Genomic DNA, 19,763 nt, shown 5'->3' with positions numbered 1-19,763 from the left:
GATGTCTATTAGACATCCTTTTTCTATTTCAACGCAATTATCTAACACGCAGGTATCGGTTTTTGACGATATAGTCAGCCAATCGCTCTGCCTCAACATGTTTAAACTTTAACGGCTGAGCCACCTCACCGAACAAGGAAACACCCCCGCCCAACAACACAGGAATAGTGGTAATGATCATTTCGTCGATCAAATCTTCTTTGAGGAAGCTTTGAACAGTCAATCCACCATCAACGTAAAGGTTTTCAAACCCTTTCGCGTTCAAGTCTTCCACAATGCTTCTCAACTCGCCTTTAACCAAAAACACTTTGTCTTCGTAGCCATTAGGCACAGAAGTAAGGGTATTGCTCAACACGAAAACAGGCTTGGAATACGGCCAGTCACAGTCAAAACTTAGTACCATCTCCAATGTATTGCGACCCATGACTAGCGCATCGACTCTATCCATAAACGCAGCAAACCCGAAGTCCGACCCTTCTGGATTCGGAATGTCATGCAGCCAATCCAGTTTGTTGTCTTTGTCAGCAATGTAACCATCAAGGCTGGTTGCGATATATACAATATTCGCCATGTTAACGTTCTCTACTTGTCATGAAATACAACGCGCGATAGAATTATTTCTACAACGTAGAATTAATTGTATGAAGCAAGCACAATGACTGTCAAGAGTAAAAAAAGAGGACGCCCAACAGGCAGTGTTGGCAACCTTAGCAGCGAAACAATAATCGACACGGCCAAAGCTTTGATGCGTCAAGAAGGCAAGGTGCCTAGCATTCGCGCATTAGCAGGCTCACTAACGGTTGATGCCATGGCTATCTACCATTATTTCGAAAATAAAAATGCGCTACTGGAAGCCATTACAACGTCTCTAATCGATGACATCTATCAACCGACGGCATCTGATGATTGGGAAAATGAGTTGAGTTCGCTTTGTAAAAGCTACCTTGAACTGCTTGAACAATATTCGGGATTGCTGGAAACACTACTGTCGATGAAATCCCATGGACCGGTGGAAAAGTTTCGCGAACGCTTCCTAACTGTTATAGAACCGCTAAACCTAAATCAAGACAAGCAGCACAATGCAGAGAGTCTACTTATCGACTATTTGCACGGCTTTGCCCTCGCGATGAGATGCAATCAAACAGGCTGCGCCTTAACGCCCACCTTTATCAATGGACCGCTAACGCTTTATTGCAACGCGTTAACTGCGTAGGTGTGCCGCATCCAACTGGGCACCGTTCACCAAATCTTTCACAAGGAAATGTAGCTTTGTAGATGTGGGATAGTCATCTAACGTCCATTGACATACATAACCTTGTATTTCGTAAAACGGACGAGCCTGAAAACTGAATGTATCCACGAGTGCCTTTGTGCAACCTCTGGATACAGCAAATGCTTCCAACTGGGTTAATAACGTTTTCCCCAACGCCTCAGCGCGATGGGCTTCGCTCACCCACAGCAGCTTTACAATCAGCCATTGTCCCCATAGCTCAGCCGTAATACCCGCGATTTTATTGCCATCGTCCCCAGTGACAAAGATGGCAACAGGCTCTTCTTTTTCGCCGTTAAGATTTGCATCGTTGTACTTAATAAGATGCCCTCGAATTTCCTCTATGTCGTCTTTTGCGGGATCGATAACCAGTGAAAAGTTCATCCAATAGATACTCCGTTACAATTACACGTCTATAAATGGTGCATTATTCCGTTGTTCGCGTCGCGCCTTGTTCTTTACTATGCAACAAAGAGCAAACCTGCGATAGTGAAGGGTCAAATTGCAGCCATTAAATAAAGGATTATTGATGACTAACACCGAGACCACTGCGCACTATTTTGAGATGCTGGAAACTATCGGGTCTGACGCTAAATCCGCGTCCAAGTTGCTTGCTCAAGCAGAACCCGAAGTGGTCAATGCCACGTTGCGGTCTATAGCCTCGGGGATCAGAAGCAGAGTTGATGAAATTATTACTGCAAACCAAGCAGACATGGACGCTGCGAAGGCGAGTGGAATGTCCTCTGCGATACTTGACCGTCTTTTCCTTGACCAGGCACGACTTAATGCTCTTGCAGACAGTGTTGAGGCCATCGTGGAAATCGAATCGCCCATTGGCAAAACACTTTGGCAAAACGAAAGACCAAACGGGTTAAATATACTGCGCGTAGCCTGCCCTATCGGTGTGCTTGGGATGATCTATGAATCTCGGCCAAACGTGACTGTTGACGCCGCCGCTCTGTGTTTAAAATCTCACAACGCCGTTGTCTTGCGATGCGGCTCCGACTGCTTCAACAGTTCACTGATGCTTAGCAAGGTAATACAAGATGCCTTGGTCTCAAATGGATTACCTGCGGCCTGTGTCACTGTTATTCCGACTAAAAGCAGAGATGCCGTCACTGCCATGTTGTCGATGGATAAATATATCGACATCATTATCCCTCGTGGAGGGTACCGCCTCATCGAAAAAGTGGCCAACGAGGCAAAAATGCCGGTGCTTAGTCACTTAGACGGTATCTGTCATACCTATATTGACAGTGATTGCGATACGAAAATGGCTCTCGATATCGTTCTCAATGCAAAACTCCGCAGGACAGGAATTTGTGGTGCTATGGAGACGCTGTTGTTTGACAAGTCATGCGATAACACTCTCGTTCAGACCATTTTATCTGCGCTGATTGAGAATGGTTGCGAACTGGTTGGTGATGAGGACCTCGTTAAACTGAATCCTTCGCTTGGCGCAGCTACCGTTGCCGATTGGACGACAGAATATCTCGACAAAAAGCTATCCTGTAAGTTTGTTGATGGTGTCCATGGAGCCATTGACCACATCAACAAATTTGGGTCTGGTCATACTGATTGTATCGTGACAAACGACGCTGACGTCGCAACTTGTTTCTTAAACCAAGTAGATAGCAGCATCGTTATGCACAACACATCTTCACAGTTTGCAGACGGTGGCGAGTTTGGAATGGGCGCAGAAATTGGCATCTCTACGGGGAAAATCCATGCGCGAGGCCCTGTTGGCGTTGACCAGTTGTGTACTTACAAATATCACGTCATTGGGTCGGGACAAGTCAGACCCTAACGCTAAAAGCCAGATTCACTTTTTCGCACAAATCGCGAACAAACAGGGGGTCATATGACCCCCTGTTTTATCAAAGTAACTGACACAGTCTGCCACCGTTTTCTGAGCGATCAGAACATCAGAGCATTACTTCTTGCCATACTCCAAGGCCAATTGGCTTGCCGCTTGCTCCGCGATGTTATTCAGTTCGCCCTCGCCAACCGCATCAATCAAGCTTTCTTTCATATCACGAGACCAAAACCGTCGTATGTGGGATGCCACCTCATCGATAGATTCATCGTCGCTGCGGCCGTGCTCCAGATTGTCCGCTATCTGATTCGCCATTTCATAAAGGCGTTGTGTGCGGTGAGTTTCTCCGTCCATTTATCCTCCTTAAATGGTTAATCGTTATTTTGCGTTGCAGCAGAGAGATGCGCTTGTTGTTGCTCATCAAATTCTTTAAAACGGGTTTGCCAGTTGGCTTCTTCTACCGCCACTTTTACTTGCACCGCAGTCACTTTGTATTCGGGACAGTTTGTCGCCCAATCCGAATTTTCGGTAGTCACCACATTTACACCCGAAACAGGGTGATGGAACGTGGTATACACGACACCCGGCTGCATGCGATTACTGATTTTGGCGGGTAAAGAAATCTCCCCCGCACGGCTCGCCACCGTTATCAGTCCGCCGTCTTTTATCCCTCTGTCTTCAGCATCTAGCGGATGAATTTCCAACACATCTTCTTTATGCCAATGTGAATTGTCCGTGCGGCGGGTCTGTGCACCAACGTTGTACTGAGACAAAATCCGTCCGGTAGTAAGTAACAATGGGAAGCGTTTGTTTACCCTTTCCTCTGTCGCAACATATTCAGTGACAACAAAGCTGCCTTTTCCTTTTACGAATTGACCGATGTGCATGGTCGGTGTGCCTTCTGGTGCCTCATCGTTGCAAGGCCATTGTATAGACCCCAGCTCATCGATTTTTTCATAGCTCACCCCATGGAAGGTTGGTGTGAGCTTAGCGATTTCATCCATAATTTCTGATGGATGGCTGTAATTCATTTGATAGCCCAGTGCATTGGACAACGCGACGGTCGCTTCCCAATCTGCTTTGCCCGAAAGCGGAGCCATGATTTTCCTAACCGGTGAAATACGGCGTTCGGCGTTAGTGAAGGTACCATCCTTCTCAAGGAAGGTCGCACCCGGCAAGAATACATGCGCAAACTTGGCCGTTTCGTTTAGAAATATATCCTGAACGATCAAGCACTCAAGTGCAGACAATGCAGCTTCTACATGTTGAATGTTTGGGTCAGACTGCGCGATATCCTCACCTTGTACATACATACCTTTAAAGCGACCCGCAATCGCCGCATCAAACATGTTGGGGATTCGAAGGCCTGGTTCATCGTCAATAGTGACTCCCCATGCGCCGCCAAACAAGGCTCGGACTGCGGGATCAGAGACGTGACGGTAACCCGGTAATTCATGCGGGAAGGACCCCATGTCGCAACTACCTTGAACGTTATTCTGACCACGTAGCGGGTTCACCCCTACGCCCTCTCGACCGACATTGCCCGTTGCCATAGCGAGATTGGCAATCGCCATCACCGATGAACTACCTTGGCTATGCTCAGTAACCCCAAGTCCATAGTAAATCGCGCCGTTTTTCGCCTTTGCGAACATACGCGCCGCATCTCTGATCAACATGGCGGGAACACCCGTAGCATCTTCCATTGCTTCTGGAGAATGCTCCTCTTGCGCGATGAAAGTACGCCACTTGTTATACGCAACCATATCGCAACGGTCGGCAATGTAATCGCTGTCTTCCAGCCCTTCCGTGATAATCACGTGCGCTAACGCATTCAACACCGCGACGTTGGTACCCGGCCTGAGTTGAATATGGTACTGAGCCCGTACGTGCGGCGCGTTCACAATATCAATTTGGCGTGGGTCAATCACAATCAGCTTTGCACCCTCGCGTAAACGACGCTTGAGCTGAGAGGCAAAAACGGGGTGACCATCGGTCGGGTTCGCACCAATAACAATGACACAATCCGCTTTTTGTACAGAGTCGAAGGTTTGCGTACCTGCCGATTCACCGAGCGTGGTTTTTAATCCGTAACCTGTTGGCGAATGACAGACTCGCGCACAAGTATCAACGTTGTTTGTTCCAAAGCCAGCGCGAACCAATTTCTGTACCAAATAAGTTTCTTCATTGGTGCAACGCGAAGAGGTAATTCCACCCAACGCATTGGAGCCGTGTTTTTCACGAATACCTTTCATTCTTTCGGCTGCAAAAGAAATGGCGTCTTCCCAACTTACCTTACGCCAAGGCTGATCGATGGATTCTCTAATCATCGGATCAAGAACGCGGTCTTTATGTGTCGCATACCCAAATGCAAATCGTCCTTTTACGCAAGAATGACCCTGATTGGCTTTACCCTCTTTATCCGGCACCATTCTGACAAGTTGATCGCCTTGCATTTCAGCGCGGAAAGAGCAGCCCACACCACAGTAGGCACAAGTGGTTATGCGGTAATGACTAGGTGTACCCTGCTCTATCACACTGTTCTCAGTTAACGCTGCCGTCGGACAGGCCTGAACACACGCACCACACGACACACATTCAGAGTCCATGAAGTTGTTAGAGCCGGCCGCTATGCGCGAGTCGAAGCCGCGTCCTTCAACAGTGAGAGCGTGTTGCCCCTGAATTTCCTCACAAGCGCGAACACAGCGAGAACACACGATGCACTTTGACGTATCAAAGGTGAAATAGGGATTGGAGGTGTCCTTTTCCATATTCAGGTGGTTTTCACCGTCAAAGCCATACCTGACTTCACGCAATCCCACCGCCCCTGCCATGTCCTGTAATTCACAATCACCGTTCACGGCACAGGTTAAACAATCCAAAGGATGGTCAGAGATATACATCTCCATAACGTTACGTCGTAACTTTTGAATAACTTCACTCTGCGTCGTCACCACCATGCCTTCTGCAACTGGTGTAGTGCACGCTGCAGGCTTTCCACGCATCCCTTCAATTTCCACGACACAGAGTCGACACGATCCGAACGCATCGAGACTGTCCGTCGCACACAATTTGGGGATCTGGATATTCAGCATGGATGACGCACGCATCACAGACGTGCCTTCGGGCACAGATATTGGCCAACCGTCAATAGTTAGCGACACCATGACTGCATCGTCACTTATTATTTCGGGTGTTCCAAAGTCCTTTCGTCCTTCTTCAATGGGAATGTAATACTCAACCATTGTTTACCTCCTTGATGTGCCTATTACACATCGTCACTGACCTGACGAGTCAGGCCAAAATCTTCAGGGAAATACTTGAGTGCACTTTTTACAGGGTAGGGTGTCATCCCTCCCATCGCGCACAACGAACCCAATTCCATGGTTTCGCATAAATCAGTAAGAAGTGTTTCAGCTTCTGCTTTCTGGCTCGATTCCGACGCCATCAGCTTGTCGATCACTTCAACGCCGCGAACAGCCCCCACTCGGCAAGGTGTACATTTACCGCACGACTCTTCCGCACAGAATTCCATTGCAAAACGCGCCATGAGGCTCATATCCGTTTGATCATCAAACGCCACCATTCCTCCATGCCCAAGCATGGCTCCACGCGCCGCTAGAGCTTCATAGTCCATATCCGTGGACCATTCAGATTCCGGTAGATACGCCCCTAAAGGACCACCAAGCTGCACGGCTTTAAGCGGTCTACCCGTCTTACTCCCGCCACCGAAGTCATAGAGTAATTCGTTGATTGAAACCCCAAATGCCAACTCAAACATGCCCGCTTGTTTAATGTTCCCTGCCAGTTGAATTGGCATGGTTCCTAATGAGCGACCTTGACCAAAGTCTTTGTAATAACTGCCTCCTTTCGCCAAGATGGTGGGCACTGACGCAAGAGAAATAACGTTATTAATCACGGTTGGTTTACCAAACAACCCACAGATAGCAGGTAAAGGAGGCTTGGTCCGAACCAAACCGCGCTTGCCTTCTAAGCTTTCCATCAGCGAGGTTTCCTCCCCGCAAATATAGGCCCCTGCCCCCATGCGCAATTCGAGGTTAAAACGATGGCCCGAACCGCAAATGTTGTCACCCAAATAACCCGCCTTCTCTGCAAGGGCGATTGCCTTGGTGAAGATCTCACAAGCTCTTGGGTACTCGGAACGGGTATAGACATAACCCTGTGTCGCACCAACAGCCAGCGCACAGATAATCATGCCTTCGATAAGGGTAAATGGGTCGCCTTCCATCAACATACGGTCTGCGAATGTGCCTGAATCCCCTTCATCCGCATTGCAAATGACATACTTTTCACCGTCCGGCTGATCTGACACGGTTTGCCATTTAATGCCTGTCGGGAATGCCGCGCCGCCGCGGCCACGTAGGCCACTTTCTTTCACTTCATCGAGGATGGCTTGGTTATCCATCTTGATGGCGTTATCCAGACCAAGAAAGCCACCATGAGCACGATAATCTTCAATGCTAAGCGGATCGATAATTCCTACACGAGTAAACGTTAGCCGCTGTTGCTTCTTCAGATACGAAATGTCTTCTGTTACACCTAAACACAGCGGGTGTGCCAAACCCGATTCTCCACTTCCATCTGGGTCATAAAATCTAAGTGCCAGAAGAGCATCAACATCATCAGGTGTAACGGGGCCAAACGCGATACGGCCTTGTTCCGACTCGACCTCCACCATCGGCTCAAGCCAAAAAAGCCCGCGCGAGCCCGTTCTGACTATCTCAATAGATTCGCCCAAATTAGCAGCACTATGGGCAATATGATCCGCCACAATATCTGCCCCTTTTGATACGGCCGACGTATCGAGCGGGATAAAGATTCGATAACTCATGGGGCTTTTACCTCGATAACCTGAGTGAGCAACTGATCAATGACGTCATCAAATTTTTCATCCGTCATGTCCCCGTAGATTTCATCGTCCACACGTATCGCAGGCGAGTTCATACAGTTACCCAAGCAATAGACAGGCTCTAGAGTAAAGTTGTTGTCTCTCGTGGTTTGATGAAAATCGACCCCTAGACGCGAACAGGCATGCTTGGCCAATGCATTCGCCCCAAGGGACTGACATGACTCCGCCCTACACACTTGGATAACATGTGCTCCGGGGGGGGAGAGCTTAAAATCATGATAAAAAGAAATCACACCATGAACATCCGCTTCCGATAGGTTTAGCTCTTGTGCAATTAGCGTTACCGACGAGGGAGGGACATATCCAATCAGTGCCTGAATGCCATGCAAAACAGGCAATAACGCACCTTGCCGATGGCGGTGTGTATTGAGCGCATTCACAACGGCCTCAGCTTCTTCATTGCTCATTGAGCTATTAAGTACTTTGCTATCCATTTCAATCACCTGACTTCCATTACTTTTGAGTGTAGCGGTAAAGCACTACGTCAATGTCGATGAAATGAGACCTAAAAGTGCCGATTTAAGACCTATACCAAGCTAAAGGCCTCATCACGAAGAAGCGCAAATGATCGCTTCACATTGAAACTAAACTGGTTTTATAACGAGAGCATTTATGGGTGAGTTTCTTTCATTTATGTCATGCTTGGCCATAAAAAAAGCGGCAATTTATATTTTCCAGACTGGCGGCAATTTGCCAATTGACACTGCATTTTGCAACATTTTATTTACAACCCTAAGCATTTTGGATTTAGAGAAAGTCTCTACATCTTGTCCCAATTTCGATACTTTTCCTCAGCAATGAAGGATTTGATAAAAAATACCGTAGTGATCCTATGGTTTTTAATTTCTGCATTTTACTTTTTCCCTCAACTGGCCTACGCAGAAAAGAGAAGACGCATTTGGACTTGCTGAAATCTCTACGAACTGTAATGAATTTGCACTAGGGAAAGGGGATCCACTATGGGGTCAGTATCCTCGCTACGCCAGCCAGTCAGAATAGGTTTTTACCTATGCAACCGTTTTACCATGATAGCCATGGCCTCAGCCATTGAGGTTCTCCGCATGGCGAATCAACTCTCCGGCGAAACACTCTACAAATGGTACACGCTCAGTGACGATGGTAATCCGGTGACTGCCAGTGACTGCATTTCCATCAATGCTGATGACAAAATACCGAGCCAACACGAACTTGATATCGTCATCATTTGTGGTGGGTTGGATATTCAGAAAAACTGCTCGCCAAAAGTGATTAGTTGGATTGCACAACAAGATCGCAAGCATAAAACCATTGGCGCAATTTGTACGGGCAGTTATCTGCTGGCGAAATCAGGCGTGATGCACGACAAGTCTTGCTCTATACACTGGGAGAATCTTGCGGGTTTCCAAGAAGCCTTTCCTACCATTCGCGTCAGTAACAAGCTTTTCTCTTTTTGCGAGAAGCGCATGACAAGTGCCGGCGGTACTGCACCGATGGATATGATGCTGACTATGGTGTCACATGAACATGGAGGGCGTTTAAGTGCTGCTATTTCTGAAATGTTTATGTGTGAAAGAGTCAGAAGCAGTGAAGACGTACAGAAGGTGCCACTTCGTAACTTGATTGGAACTTCACAGCCCAAGCTCCTTGAAACAGTGTCACTCATGGAGGCGAATTTAGAGGAACCCTTTGCTATTGATGAGCTAGCAAGTTTGGTTCAACTCTCAAGACGTCAACTCGAGCGGTTGTTCCAAAAACATATTCAGTGCTCCCCTTCGCGATACTACCTGCACCTTCGTTTGACCCGTGCTCGTCAACTGCTGACGCAGACAAATTTGTCAGTCATCGAAATCTCAATTGCTTGTGGCTTTGTTTCAACGCCACACTTTAGTAAGTGCTACAGAGATTACTTCGGCCTTCCTCCTCGCGAAGAGAGACAAGGTCTTAAGCAAGCCCCCACGGCTCCTTCTGCCCCCCTTTCTGCGCCCGCAACAGAGCTATCAAACTCTGCAAACGACGAACAAATCGCTATCTAGCGTAAAACTCCCCATTTGCTCAAATGGGGAGTGCTCTTATCTTGTTTCGCAACTCGCTTATTATTGCCCCCTCTCGATGTGGTTGTTTTTTGACCAGTGCAATTAATGAGAAGTAGCTATCATTTGATGCCAACATTTCCAGACTAATTGTCTAACCGATATTCTCCATCACTCATATCGTAACAGGCTTGAATTCGGCGAGATTTCGCGTTGTGAATTAAGTATGCACTGTCTAAACAATATCTGGATTGTCCCGAGTAATAGTGGCCTGAGCACAGCTATTTTGGATCCTTTTTGTATTAATCCAATGTTACCCAAAGAGTTATCCACCGTTTCTGTGGGTAACTTTCTTTTCGTCTCGTAATATATTGAACGTCAATGGTTAAATGATGCTCAACCATGCATTCTGGATCGCCTTCCAAAATTGCCGGCAGTAAAACAACCGATATATCAAAAACATGTAACATGTCCAAAACAAAAGGCATTAGAAGGACCTTGGTATGAATCATGTTTTAGTGACGGGTGCAGGACGTGGAATCGGACTGGAAATGGTCAAACAATTGCTAAAACGGGGCGATTTCGTACTTGCTACCTTTCGGGGAACCGAACCACCGCCTTCTCTTCTCTCTTTAGCCTGCGCAAACCTTGAATTTCATCCTCTGCGTGTCACTCACGCAAAGGACATCGAAACGCTTGCAGAAACACTGGAAGGCCGCACTATAGACCTACTCATTAACAATGCAGGGATCATTGGACCCAAACACCAAGCCTACAACGATATGGATGTCAGCGGCTGGCTTGAAACGTTCGAAATCAACACCATCGCACCATTGATGATCACCACGGCACTTATCCCCAATCTTACTTTGAGCTCAAACCCAAGAGTCATCACGATTTCAAGTCAGATGGGGGCGTTAAATCGCGACGCAAAAGGCATGCTTGCATATCGCAGTTCAAAAGCGGCAGTAAACAAGGTCATGCAGGTGCTCTCACTTGAACTCAAGGAACAGGGAATTACAGTTTGCCCAGTCCATCCAGGTTGGGTAAAAACTGACATGGGAGGCGATAAGGCAGATATTACGACGCAAGAAAGTGCAGACGGCATTCTCGCACTCGCTGACAGGCTTTCTATTGAAAACTCTGGAACGTTTTTTACTTGGGAGGGAAACTTCCATGAGTGGTAATGTAATAAAGAACAAGGCCAGCTAAAAGCTGGCCTCACCCTTCGAATATAGCAAACCGCTTCGCTATACTCTAACGCAACATACCGATAATTTAATTAAACTGCCATTATCTAGCAGGGATGAAATAACTTAAGCGAATGACTCATCTTTCAATTCAACGTGAGATTTACTACGACCGTTGATAGAAATAGACTTAGCTTTCATTGCTTCTGGAATATGCTTTAGAAGTTTAACGGTCAATAAACCATTTTCTAAATCAGCCCCTGTTACTTCAATATAATCAGCAAGATTAAATTTGCGTTCGAAGGTTCGGTTAGCAATACCTTGGTACAGATAGTTCTTACCTTCAACCTTGGCCTTTTCGCCACGTACTGTTAACACACCACGCTCAACGTTAATGTCGAGTTCATCATCAGAGAAACCCGCTACGGCCAGCGTGATGGCATAATTATTCTCTTCAAGAGCTTCGATGTTATATGGGGGGTAACCCGCTGCTGCGCTTTCTGCACGGAAAGCACTGTCCAACAAAGAAGCAACTCGGTCAAACCCAATACTGTTACGATACAGTGGGCTCAAATCGATAGTTTTCATCATATATCCTCCAAAGAAGCGATAATTAAAACATCTGGATTCAAATTCCTATTTAGGCCATTCGAAACACAGATTTTGATTTCAAAATATATAAGGCTATACGCAATTGGTCATAACCTCTTCACCACTATATTTGGAGTTTCACACGAAATCTTTCAACCCTTATGTGGAAAGTTTTTTAAAAGAAAATCGCAAGTGAATGATAGATAATAAAATTTACTTTTTTGGTGTTAACCTGGTGTTCTTTGGAAGAACAACGATGTGTCACCAAGCAAACTTTTTATATATTGGGGTTCATGAATTCATTTACAAGGTGCCGATGAAAAATCTTTAAATATAGTAGGAGTAGACCTTTTACTTTTTGCAATGTGATTGGAAACACTTACCTTAACTGGGGCGTCATCTTGAAGGCAGAATCTTTGAACGCACGCCTTCAAGCACAAGTTTTGTACTGCCTGTTTGGACTCCATATTCAGACAGTTAAGCTTTGCAGCACATAACTTCCCTTCAAGGAACAGGGCTTCTAAGGTTTCAACACTCATTTCCACCTGCACCTTCTGATGCCGATTAATTTCCTGCGCAGTCGCCTTGTCGCTCGATTCCCAATCCACGAGGTGATCTTCCTTTTTCTTTGTGTATTAGAAATCAAACATAGATGAGAATGGTTATCATTACAATAAATAATGCAATCCAAACGTAAATTACACTGTAAATTGACAGTCAGCTATAGGTAACGTCCGGGAGTGTGCCCTGTCATCTTCCTGAAAAAGCTGATAAATGCGCTGTCACTTGAGAATCCCAGAAACATAGCAACATCGGATACGCTCGTTCCTTTAGATAAATACTCAATCGAGGCTTGAAGACGCCATTGTTGCCGCCAAGCTTGGTATGGCATGCCGGTCTCTCGAGAGAAAATGCGACTCACTGTTTTTGCACTGGCTCCTATATTTTGTGCCATATCCGCTAACAATTCCGGCACCAACTCGCCTCCCATCACTTTTCCTAACCACTGGGTCAAACGGCGGTCCGTTGGTAACTTTAGGGAAAAATGCTCTTCTTCGGACAGCATCAGCTCTTCGCAAAAGAGTGCAAAGGTTGACCTTTGCTCTTCTATCGGCTTTTCCCACTCCCAGTATGCCATTCGCTCGATCAGTTCTCTCAGAAGGAGATTCACCGAAATAATCTTTATTTCCGTAGGGAAAAGGGGCGATTCATCGACATCAAAGTAGAGCGAACGGTAATCCACAACATTCCTCATTACCGCGCAATGTTTGGTTCCCGCAGGGATCCACACTGCTCTTGCTGGCGGAAGTACACACCAAATCCCATCCAGATTAATACTCATGCTGCCTGACGCTGCACAAAGTAGTTGGTGCTTTTTGTGATAATGCATACCCGAGTCATGTCGCCCTATTCGTGTGGCGACACCAATGACCAAATTGTCGAGTGCATCTGCGTTGAACCGCATGTTCTCTGTGATAACTGCCATATGTCCGAATATTGATATTTAAGGTTCTAATGTCGATATTACGCCTTTCATATTACACCGTAGACTGCCCCCTGCTTAACAATTTTGTTTCGGAGTGAATATGAAAAAACAAACCCCATCACTTTGGCTGCTTAGTGCCTTGATGATGTTTCCGCAAGTTGCTGAAACAATCTACATCCCTGCATTACCCAATCTTGCTAATGCCTTCGGCGTGTCTTCTGATACGGCATCACTAACGTTATCGGTTTACTTTTCATCATTTGCCATAGGCGTGTTTATTTGGGGAAGGCTTTGCGACGTGATTGGAAGACGAAAGGCAATGCTTGTTGGGTTGCTGACTTACAGTGTAGGGTGCGCGCTAGCTATTGTTGCTAAAGACTTCTCAATAATATTGCTTGCCCGGGTCATCGCGGCGATCGGTGCTGCTGTTGGATCAGTCATTGGTCAAACTATCCTAAGAGACGCGTTTGAAGGCCACGCACTGGCCAAGGTATTCTCAATCATGGGCATGGCAGTCGCTATAAGCCCAGTCGTTGGTTTACTTGTTGGAGGCGTACTCACCACACACTGGGGCTACCTTGGGGTGTTTCTCGCATTGATGATCAGTGCTGGCATACTTTTGGGGTCTACCTTTATGAGACTGCCTGAAACAAAGCCTGCAAGCACACAGCATGTCCCTCTGTTCCAATTGGCAATCCGAATGACGAAAGATATCGGTGTCTGGCGCAATGCCATCCTCATTGCCATGTTCAATTTGCTGCTTTTTGGTTTCTATGCCATCGCGCCATTTTCATTTGAACGTATGGGATACTCTTCAATCGAGTTCAGCTACAGCGGGTTTGCGTTGGCCGCTGGCTCATTTGCCGGTGGTTTATTGAACAAGTTATTGCTTCAACGACATCAAAACCTCAACCGTTTAGTCACTGTCGCATGCGCAGTGATGTTGATTGGAAGCATAGGTGTTTGGATTCTGTCAGACAGTATTTGGCTTCTTGCCCCGATGATGTTAGTGGTCATGGCTAATGGCATTGCGATCCCAAACGTACTAGGACGAGCACTTGCAAACTATCGCGACGTCGCTGGCTCTGCGGGAGCCCTGTTGGGTTTGATGTACTATTTGATGCTTGGCGCAGCACTCGGTATCGCGGGTGAATTTCAACACTTGGGAGGTACGCTGATTGGTGCGTCATTGGTCGCTATGGTTTGCAGCCTACATACGACAAAACTTAAGTACAACGTACTTTCACTGGCGAAATAGTTGAGGTTCCCAGCATTGCAGATGCAATTTGATTCACCGATCAATCTGCAGGGCCTTGAAAAAGCCAACAAATCCAAGGCTTGTCGCGTGTTTCCTCGTAAAACACCGATTCTTCGAGAGCGCGGTCACCAATTCCGTCGATGCTCATTTGCAAGCACATGCGTTGCGATATAGTGAGCCCAACACGTTGTAAGTAGTGATTTTAAATGAGTTTTGAGCAACATCTAGACAAAGCACACAAGGTGCTTATCGAACATGGCTTTTTAGCCTCTTCAATCAACCCTGTCATTTATCGCCTAGCGAGAAAACTGGGATTAAAAGTACCACCACCTCAGTTTGCCACCTTTAGTGCAAATATCCTGCTAGGTACCATTTGGTTTGGCACCTTGTGGGGCATCATCATGTGGTTTATGCAGTGGAATAACTTAGGTGTCTCATTGCTTTACGCATTTAATGCATCAATGACGACTGGTCTCATCTTTGGATTGATGATGGCGAGTTGGTACAAGCTTTCGGCCAAACGCAAAAAACTACCAAATTGGTCTGAACTCTAACAAGCTTGGTTTGCCAGTTGTCTTCATTTGGGGGAATGGACAACTGGCAGGCCAACTTATTCTTCAATACCTCTCATCTTCGCACTACGTCTTCTCAAGAACTCCAGCGTTGTTAGCAGTGCAATGGACAATGCAACCAGCAAGGTAGCCGCAGCCAAGATCGTAGGACTTATTTCCTCTCGAATCCCTGCCCACATTTGGATGGGCAATGTGGTTTGCTCGGGCCCAGCGATAAACAACACCACAACTACTTCATCAAACGAAGTAATAAACGCAAACAGCGCGCCGGAAATCACACCCGGTGTAACCAAAGGTAAAACAACCTTAAAAAACGTCTGTACCGGATTTGCCCCTAAACTCGCTGAAGCTCGCGTCAACGAATGGTCAAAGCCACTTAGCGTCGCCGTTACCGTAATCACTACAAACGGAATACCCAACGCCGTATGCGCCAAAATGACGCCAATATACGTTTGTGTCAGTTGAAAGCGCGAGAAGAAGAAAAACATCGCCGCTGCTGAGATAATCAAAGGCACAATCATGGGCGAAATCAATATCGCCATGATCACATCTTTATACGGCATGTATCGACTCGATAATCCCAACGCGGCGATTGTGCCCAGCACCGTTGCCAGAATGGTCGATGCGATGGCCACGATGACACTGTTTTTAACCGCGGTTTGCCAAGCATCTGACGTGAAGAAATCGTCATACCATCGGAGTGAAAAACCCGCAGGATCAAAACTCAACATTTCAGGTGTGAAGGTAAAGTAAGGTTCCGCATTAAAACTCAGTGGGATAATCACTAAAAGGGGACCCACCAAAAATAAAAAAATTGCCGCACAGATTAGGCGGAAAACCACATACCACACTTTTTCGCCTGTGGTCGCGCATTCAGGCATTGCCATGGTATTTCTCCTATCCCAACTTCACGTTATCTACACCAATCAATCGGTTGTAGAGCCAATACATAACGATAACGACCACCAGCAAGATTGAAGCAATTGCGGCTGCAAGACCCCAGTTCAAAGAGGTTTGCATGTGGTAGGCAATGAAGTTAGTGATGAACGTCCCGTTCTGTCCGCCGACTAACGCAGGTGTGATGTAGTAACCGATAGCGAGTATGAAAACCAATATTGAACCTGCGCCAATCCCAGGTAGGGTTTGTGGAAAATACACTCGCCTGAAAGCCATAAACTGCGTGGCACCCATTGAACGCGCTGCTCTCACGTAACTGGGCGAGATGGTCTTCATGACCGAATAGAGCGGCAGAATCATGAACGGCAGCAAGATGTGGGTCATCGCAATCAATGTCCCTGTTTGGTTGTAGATCATCTGTATGCGATTTTGATCGTCCAAAAATCCCATACCCACCATCATGTCATTTAATACGCCTTGCTGCTGTAGGATGGCTATCCAAGTAGCCGTTCTTACTAACAAGGATGTCCAAAATGGCAAAAGCACGAAAATCATCAGGACATTGGCATGTTTCAACGGAAGGTTTGCAAGTAAATACGCAACTGGATAGCCGAGAAGCAGGCAAAGAAACGTTATCGCAACACTCATGTAGAGCGTTCGCCAGAACAGGCCGTTGTAGATTTGTAAATGTTCCGGTTGGGCGACGATGTTGCCGTCATCATCAAAACGATGGTCGACAGCATTTAGGTAATAAGAAAGTGTATAGGGTGACGATTCGCGCTTAATCAACTTCCAGACGCTGATGTCTTTCCATCGCTTATCCATTTTTTCAATTTGGGCTTTGTATGGCCCCTCTTCTATGCGCTTCGACTTACGTGCGGATTTCATCACCAAGGAGCGCATACCCGACTTCTCGTAATTCAGACGGGACGCAACTTTACCGATATTACGTGCTTTGGCACCGACTTGAAGGTCTTCTACCAATGCTGCGTAAACCGCTTCATCAGGTAGCTGTTGACCGTCCCAGTCTTCTAAAGCCGCTGCAGTTTTGGGGAGATACGTTGAGACTTCAGGGTTTTCGACGCTTCGCTGTAACATGTCCACGATGGGCAGAACAAATGCTACAAGCAGAAAAGCTAAAAGAGGCGCAACAAGAAGAAAGGCTTTTATCTTGTTTCTACGAATTGAGCGCTGTTGGCTAACTCGAAGAGAGACACCATCTGCGGTCTTAATATCATTGGCTGGACTTCCCTGCACCAGACCTCCCACTTCTTACAAGAACGAAAAATGACGGGCATCTACTGCCCGTCACTACTACTCGCAATTATTGCGCTAACCAAGCATTAAAACGCTGCGCCAATTCATCACCGTTATCCGCCCAAAACTCATCGTCTTTTGGAATAGCAGTCACGAAGTTAGGCCCATAAGTTGGCATGTGCGGCTTCATATCGATACCGGTTACTGCATGCTTACTGACCATGCCCGCTGAAGAGTTACGCGCAGGACCATACGAAATGTACTTCGCTTGATCTGCAAGGCGTTGAGAGTCGGTAGCAAATCGCAGGTATTCTTTAACCTTGTCCAATTTACCTTTTGGTACCACCCAACCATCAAGTTCGAATACCTGTCCGTCCCAAATGATGTCAAATGGCTGATTCTCGTTCACCGCAGCATTAAAAATACGGCCGTTATATGCTGACGCAAACGCGACTTCTTTGTCGGCTAGAAGTTGCGGCGGCTGAGCACCTTCTTCCCACCAAATCACAGAATCCTTGATGGTATCGAGCTTTTTAAATGCACGTGTTACACCTTCTTCAGTTGAAAGCACTTCGTACACTTCTTCCGCTGGAACACCGTCAGCAACCAATGCCCACTCAAGGTTATTGATCGGTTTTTTCTGCAGTGCACGTTTGCCTGGGAAGTTTTTCAGATCAAACACATCATCAATTTTCGTCGGCTTCTTACCGCCAAATAACTCTGTGTTGTACGCAATGATGTTGGAATAAACGATGGAAGGTACAAAACACTCGGTCAAAGAGCCGGCCAAAAAGTCTTTTGTTGCTGGCGTACCATCAGGAGCCGCAGCAAGCAACAGGTCATGGTCAAGTGGCTCAGCCAACCCTTCGTCACATGCAACTATCGCGTCAGACGGTAAAATATCAACCAAATCCCACGTGACATTGTCTGACTCAACCTGTGCACGAAGACCAGACAGCGCATTTGAAGATTTGTCGATGTTGACGACCTTCACACCCGTTTTTTCAGTCCAAGGTTCATGATAAGCCTTGGTTTGGCTTTCCGTGTATGCGCCGCCCCAAGACACGACATTCAACGTTTCGTCAGCAACAGCATTGGTCGCCAAGCCTGCGCATCCTGCTAGGATTGCTGCATGTAACGCTAGTTTCTTCATTGTATTCTCCTCAAGTCTTTCGCTTGTTCAGCCTGAGCAGGACAGGAATCCACTTCTGCACGATACGTCGGCACAGAACTACTGCGTTCATCGCAATCCATATTCAGTACTTTTACTGACAGTACGCAACTTCCAATGCGACACTCAGCCAATGGGTTATGGTCGATGCTTATGAGGCATCTAATGCTCGGCAATCTTCTTCTGACCAGCCGATCCGAATCATGTCGCCACGACGTAAATTTGGATGCCCTTCAGCATTCGGCGTTTTTATTATGAACTCATCGCTTTCACACACTTTTACACGTGTTCTTAAGTGATCACCAAGATAGATTACCTCTTCTACTTTAGCGTCAAATATATTGGGCAGCGTACCGTTAGACGGATTGATGATGATTCGCTCGGGGCGCAAAGAAAGTGTTGATATTTCGCCCTCTTTTCCGACCGCGATGGGTTTTGCTGTAATGACGTCGCCATTTGGAACTTTGACCTGACAGCGGTGACTATCCAGAGAAATGACATCGCCTTTAAGACGGTTGTTCTCACCAATAAATTGGGCGACGAATGCGTTCACAGGACGCTCATAAAGCTCCTCTGGTGTCGCCAGTTGCTGAACAATGCCGTCGTTAAACACCGCAATACGATCTGACATGGTGAGTGCTTCTGATTGGTCATGCGTTACGTAAATCATAGTAACACCGAGATCTTCCTGTATATGCTTGATCTCATACTGCATTTCTTCTCGCAGATTTTTGTCTAGTGCACCTAACGGCTCATCCATTAACACCAGTTCGGGCTCGAATACCAAGGCACGAGCTACAGCAACACGCTGTTGTTGACCACCAGAAAGGTGAGCAGGACGTCGATGCCCGAAATCAGACAAACGCACCATATCAAGCGCACGTTTTACTTTATCTTCGACTTCAGACTTGGATAGGTTACGAACGTGTAACGGGAATGCGAGATTTTCTTCAACCGTCATATGCGGGAAAAGTGCATAGTTTTGGAAAACCAATCCAATACCACGCTTGTGTGGAGGCAGCGTTTTTATGGGATTTCCGTTGAGATAGATATCCCCGTGGGTGGGCTGCTCAAACCCAGCCATCATCATGAGTACTGTCGACTTACCCGATCCTGACGGTCCTAAAAGAGTGATGAACTCCCCTTGGTCAATGTCCATTTCAAATCCTTTGACCACCAAAGATCTGCCATCATAACTTTTCTGAACATTGTCGAATCGAACAAAAGGAAACCCTGAGTTATTTGCGCCATTACCAGATTGCATAATTAGTGAATTCCCTTACACCTCTAAACAAACTAAGCCTATAACATGGCATTAA

Annotated in this window: 19 protein-coding genes; 6 read left to right on the top strand and 13 right to left on the bottom strand. The window is 46.6% G+C overall.

Features of this window, described 5'->3' with window-relative positions:
- Positions 1 to 37 precede the first annotated feature (37 nt).
- The gene (locus LRP49_RS03135; RefSeq protein WP_274140148.1) at positions 38 to 571 is read right to left on the bottom strand and encodes a dihydrofolate reductase family protein; all 534 of its coding nucleotides are present in this window, start codon (positions 569 to 571) and stop codon (positions 38 to 40) included.
- An 84-nt stretch (positions 572 to 655) separates the two neighbouring features.
- Here LRP49_RS03135 and LRP49_RS03130 point away from each other — a divergent pair, with 84 nt between their 5' ends.
- Positions 656 to 1,213: a TetR/AcrR family transcriptional regulator gene (locus tag LRP49_RS03130; protein ID WP_274140147.1), complete on the top strand. Its 558-nt coding sequence runs from the start codon at positions 656 to 658 to the stop codon at positions 1,211 to 1,213.
- On the opposite strand, the gene LRP49_RS03125 is transcribed toward LRP49_RS03130, so the two are convergent.
- Positions 1,202 to 1,654: a GNAT family N-acetyltransferase gene (locus tag LRP49_RS03125; protein ID WP_274140146.1), complete on the bottom strand. Its 453-nt coding sequence runs from the start codon at positions 1,652 to 1,654 to the stop codon at positions 1,202 to 1,204. The two genes, LRP49_RS03130 and LRP49_RS03125, sit on opposite strands and share 12 nt — an antisense overlap.
- A 145-nt stretch (positions 1,655 to 1,799) precedes the next feature.
- On the opposite strand from LRP49_RS03125, the gene LRP49_RS03120 reads away from it, so the two are divergent.
- Positions 1,800 to 3,077, top strand: a complete 1,278-nt coding sequence (locus tag LRP49_RS03120; RefSeq protein WP_274140144.1) for a glutamate-5-semialdehyde dehydrogenase — start codon at positions 1,800 to 1,802, stop codon at positions 3,075 to 3,077.
- Positions 3,078 to 3,203: 126 nt separating this feature from the next.
- Here the strand turns inward: LRP49_RS03120 and LRP49_RS03115 are convergent, their stop codons facing one another.
- From LRP49_RS03115 to LRP49_RS03100, 4 genes are read right to left on the bottom strand one after another with little or no spacing between them, the layout of a single operon-like run.
- Positions 3,204 to 3,440 carry a formate dehydrogenase subunit delta gene (locus tag LRP49_RS03115; RefSeq protein WP_274140143.1) on the bottom strand — a complete coding sequence of 79 codons (237 nt, stop codon included), beginning with the start codon at positions 3,438 to 3,440 and terminating at the stop codon, positions 3,204 to 3,206.
- Positions 3,441 to 3,457: 17 nt separating this feature from the next.
- Positions 3,458 to 6,328 (bottom strand): formate dehydrogenase subunit alpha, encoded by a 2,871-nt coding sequence (gene fdhF, locus LRP49_RS03110; RefSeq protein WP_274140142.1) that lies wholly within the window; start codon positions 6,326 to 6,328, stop codon positions 3,458 to 3,460.
- Positions 6,329 to 6,351: 23 nt separating this feature from the next.
- On the bottom strand, positions 6,352 to 7,935 hold the full coding sequence (locus LRP49_RS03105) for a formate dehydrogenase beta subunit (RefSeq protein WP_274140141.1): 1,584 nt from the start codon (positions 7,933 to 7,935) through the stop codon (positions 6,352 to 6,354).
- Positions 7,932 to 8,447: a formate dehydrogenase subunit gamma gene (locus LRP49_RS03100; protein ID WP_274140140.1), complete on the bottom strand. Its 516-nt coding sequence runs from the start codon at positions 8,445 to 8,447 to the stop codon at positions 7,932 to 7,934. The genes LRP49_RS03105 and LRP49_RS03100 overlap by 4 nt, the downstream gene beginning before the upstream one ends.
- Before the next feature lie 525 nt (positions 8,448 to 8,972).
- Between LRP49_RS03100 and gbdR the strand changes: the two genes are divergently transcribed.
- A complete protein-coding gene (gbdR, locus tag LRP49_RS03095; RefSeq protein ID WP_274140139.1) occupies positions 8,973 to 10,025 on the top strand; it encodes a choline metabolism transcriptional regulator GbdR in 1,053 nt (350 codons plus the stop codon).
- A gap of 500 nt (positions 10,026 to 10,525) precedes the next feature.
- Positions 10,526 to 11,209 carry an SDR family oxidoreductase gene (locus LRP49_RS03090; RefSeq protein ID WP_274140138.1) on the top strand — a complete coding sequence of 228 codons (684 nt, stop codon included), beginning with the start codon at positions 10,526 to 10,528 and terminating at the stop codon, positions 11,207 to 11,209.
- A gap of 129 nt (positions 11,210 to 11,338) precedes the next feature.
- On the opposite strand, the gene LRP49_RS03085 is transcribed toward LRP49_RS03090, so the two are convergent.
- The 3 genes from LRP49_RS03085 to LRP49_RS03075 form a co-directional block, all read right to left on the bottom strand.
- Positions 11,339 to 11,800 carry an Hsp20 family protein gene (locus LRP49_RS03085; RefSeq protein WP_274140611.1) on the bottom strand — a complete coding sequence of 154 codons (462 nt, stop codon included), beginning with the start codon at positions 11,798 to 11,800 and terminating at the stop codon, positions 11,339 to 11,341.
- Positions 11,801 to 12,102: 302 nt separating this feature from the next.
- Positions 12,103 to 12,411, bottom strand: a complete 309-nt coding sequence (locus LRP49_RS03080) for a hypothetical protein (RefSeq protein WP_274140137.1) — start codon at positions 12,409 to 12,411, stop codon at positions 12,103 to 12,105.
- A gap of 113 nt (positions 12,412 to 12,524) precedes the next feature.
- Complete coding sequence (locus LRP49_RS03075; RefSeq protein ID WP_274140136.1) at positions 12,525 to 13,289, bottom strand: AraC family transcriptional regulator; 765 nt, start codon at positions 13,287 to 13,289, stop codon at positions 12,525 to 12,527.
- Positions 13,290 to 13,389: 100 nt separating this feature from the next.
- On the opposite strand from LRP49_RS03075, the gene LRP49_RS03070 reads away from it, so the two are divergent.
- Both LRP49_RS03070 and LRP49_RS03065 read left to right on the top strand, forming a co-directional pair.
- Positions 13,390 to 14,547 (top strand): Bcr/CflA family efflux MFS transporter, encoded by a 1,158-nt coding sequence (locus LRP49_RS03070; RefSeq protein ID WP_274140135.1) that lies wholly within the window; start codon positions 13,390 to 13,392, stop codon positions 14,545 to 14,547.
- A 206-nt stretch (positions 14,548 to 14,753) separates the two neighbouring features.
- Positions 14,754 to 15,101 (top strand): DUF6404 family protein, encoded by a 348-nt coding sequence (locus LRP49_RS03065; RefSeq protein WP_274140134.1) that lies wholly within the window; start codon positions 14,754 to 14,756, stop codon positions 15,099 to 15,101.
- A 56-nt stretch (positions 15,102 to 15,157) separates the two neighbouring features.
- Here LRP49_RS03065 and LRP49_RS03060 read toward each other — a convergent pair whose 3' ends face one another.
- The 4 genes from LRP49_RS03060 to LRP49_RS03045 form a co-directional block, all read right to left on the bottom strand.
- Positions 15,158 to 16,006 carry an ABC transporter permease gene (locus LRP49_RS03060; RefSeq protein ID WP_274140133.1) on the bottom strand — a complete coding sequence of 283 codons (849 nt, stop codon included), beginning with the start codon at positions 16,004 to 16,006 and terminating at the stop codon, positions 15,158 to 15,160.
- Between the two features lie 10 nt (positions 16,007 to 16,016).
- A complete protein-coding gene (locus tag LRP49_RS03055) occupies positions 16,017 to 17,273 on the bottom strand; it encodes an ABC transporter permease (protein WP_274140132.1) in 1,257 nt (418 codons plus the stop codon).
- A 67-nt stretch (positions 17,274 to 17,340) separates the two neighbouring features.
- On the bottom strand, positions 17,341 to 18,426 hold the full coding sequence (locus LRP49_RS03050) for an ABC transporter substrate-binding protein (RefSeq protein ID WP_274140131.1): 1,086 nt from the start codon (positions 18,424 to 18,426) through the stop codon (positions 17,341 to 17,343).
- Positions 18,427 to 18,595: 169 nt separating this feature from the next.
- The gene (locus LRP49_RS03045) at positions 18,596 to 19,708 is read right to left on the bottom strand and encodes an ABC transporter ATP-binding protein (protein ID WP_274140130.1); all 1,113 of its coding nucleotides are present in this window, start codon (positions 19,706 to 19,708) and stop codon (positions 18,596 to 18,598) included.
- Positions 19,709 to 19,763 lie beyond the last annotated feature (55 nt).

This window comes from Enterovibrio qingdaonensis (assembly GCF_028683135.1).
Taxonomy (GTDB): Bacteria; Pseudomonadota; Gammaproteobacteria; order Enterobacterales; family Vibrionaceae; genus Enterovibrio; species Enterovibrio qingdaonensis.
This window is presented reverse-complemented; position numbering and strand designations above follow the sequence as displayed.

Excerpts from the sequence above, each read along its gene's own strand:
- LRP49_RS03135 (WP_274140148.1), bottom strand. The coding sequence starts at position 571 with ATGGCGAATATTGTATATATCGCAACCAGCCTTGATGGTTACATTGCT.
- LRP49_RS03130 (WP_274140147.1), top strand. The coding sequence starts at position 656 with ATGACTGTCAAGAGTAAAAAAAGAGGACGCCCAACAGGCAGTGTTGGC.
- LRP49_RS03125 (WP_274140146.1), bottom strand. The coding sequence starts at position 1,654 with ATGAACTTTTCACTGGTTATCGATCCCGCAAAAGACGACATAGAGGAA.
- LRP49_RS03120 (WP_274140144.1), top strand. The coding sequence starts at position 1,800 with ATGACTAACACCGAGACCACTGCGCACTATTTTGAGATGCTGGAAACT.
- LRP49_RS03115 (WP_274140143.1), bottom strand. The coding sequence starts at position 3,440 with ATGGACGGAGAAACTCACCGCACACAACGCCTTTATGAAATGGCGAAT.
- fdhF (WP_274140142.1), bottom strand. The coding sequence starts at position 6,328 with ATGGTTGAGTATTACATTCCCATTGAAGAAGGACGAAAGGACTTTGGA.
- LRP49_RS03105 (WP_274140141.1), bottom strand. The coding sequence starts at position 7,935 with ATGAGTTATCGAATCTTTATCCCGCTCGATACGTCGGCCGTATCAAAA.
- LRP49_RS03100 (WP_274140140.1), bottom strand. The coding sequence starts at position 8,447 with ATGGATAGCAAAGTACTTAATAGCTCAATGAGCAATGAAGAAGCTGAG.
- gbdR (WP_274140139.1), top strand. The coding sequence starts at position 8,973 with ATGGGGTCAGTATCCTCGCTACGCCAGCCAGTCAGAATAGGTTTTTAC.
- LRP49_RS03090 (WP_274140138.1), top strand. The coding sequence starts at position 10,526 with ATGAATCATGTTTTAGTGACGGGTGCAGGACGTGGAATCGGACTGGAA.
- LRP49_RS03085 (WP_274140611.1), bottom strand. The coding sequence starts at position 11,800 with ATGAAAACTATCGATTTGAGCCCACTGTATCGTAACAGTATTGGGTTT.
- LRP49_RS03075 (WP_274140136.1), bottom strand. The coding sequence starts at position 13,289 with ATGGCAGTTATCACAGAGAACATGCGGTTCAACGCAGATGCACTCGAC.
- LRP49_RS03070 (WP_274140135.1), top strand. The coding sequence starts at position 13,390 with ATGAAAAAACAAACCCCATCACTTTGGCTGCTTAGTGCCTTGATGATG.
- LRP49_RS03065 (WP_274140134.1), top strand. The coding sequence starts at position 14,754 with ATGAGTTTTGAGCAACATCTAGACAAAGCACACAAGGTGCTTATCGAA.
- LRP49_RS03060 (WP_274140133.1), bottom strand. The coding sequence starts at position 16,006 with ATGGCAATGCCTGAATGCGCGACCACAGGCGAAAAAGTGTGGTATGTG.
- LRP49_RS03050 (WP_274140131.1), bottom strand. The coding sequence starts at position 18,426 with ATGAAGAAACTAGCGTTACATGCAGCAATCCTAGCAGGATGCGCAGGC.
- LRP49_RS03045 (WP_274140130.1), bottom strand. The coding sequence starts at position 19,708 with ATGCAATCTGGTAATGGCGCAAATAACTCAGGGTTTCCTTTTGTTCGA.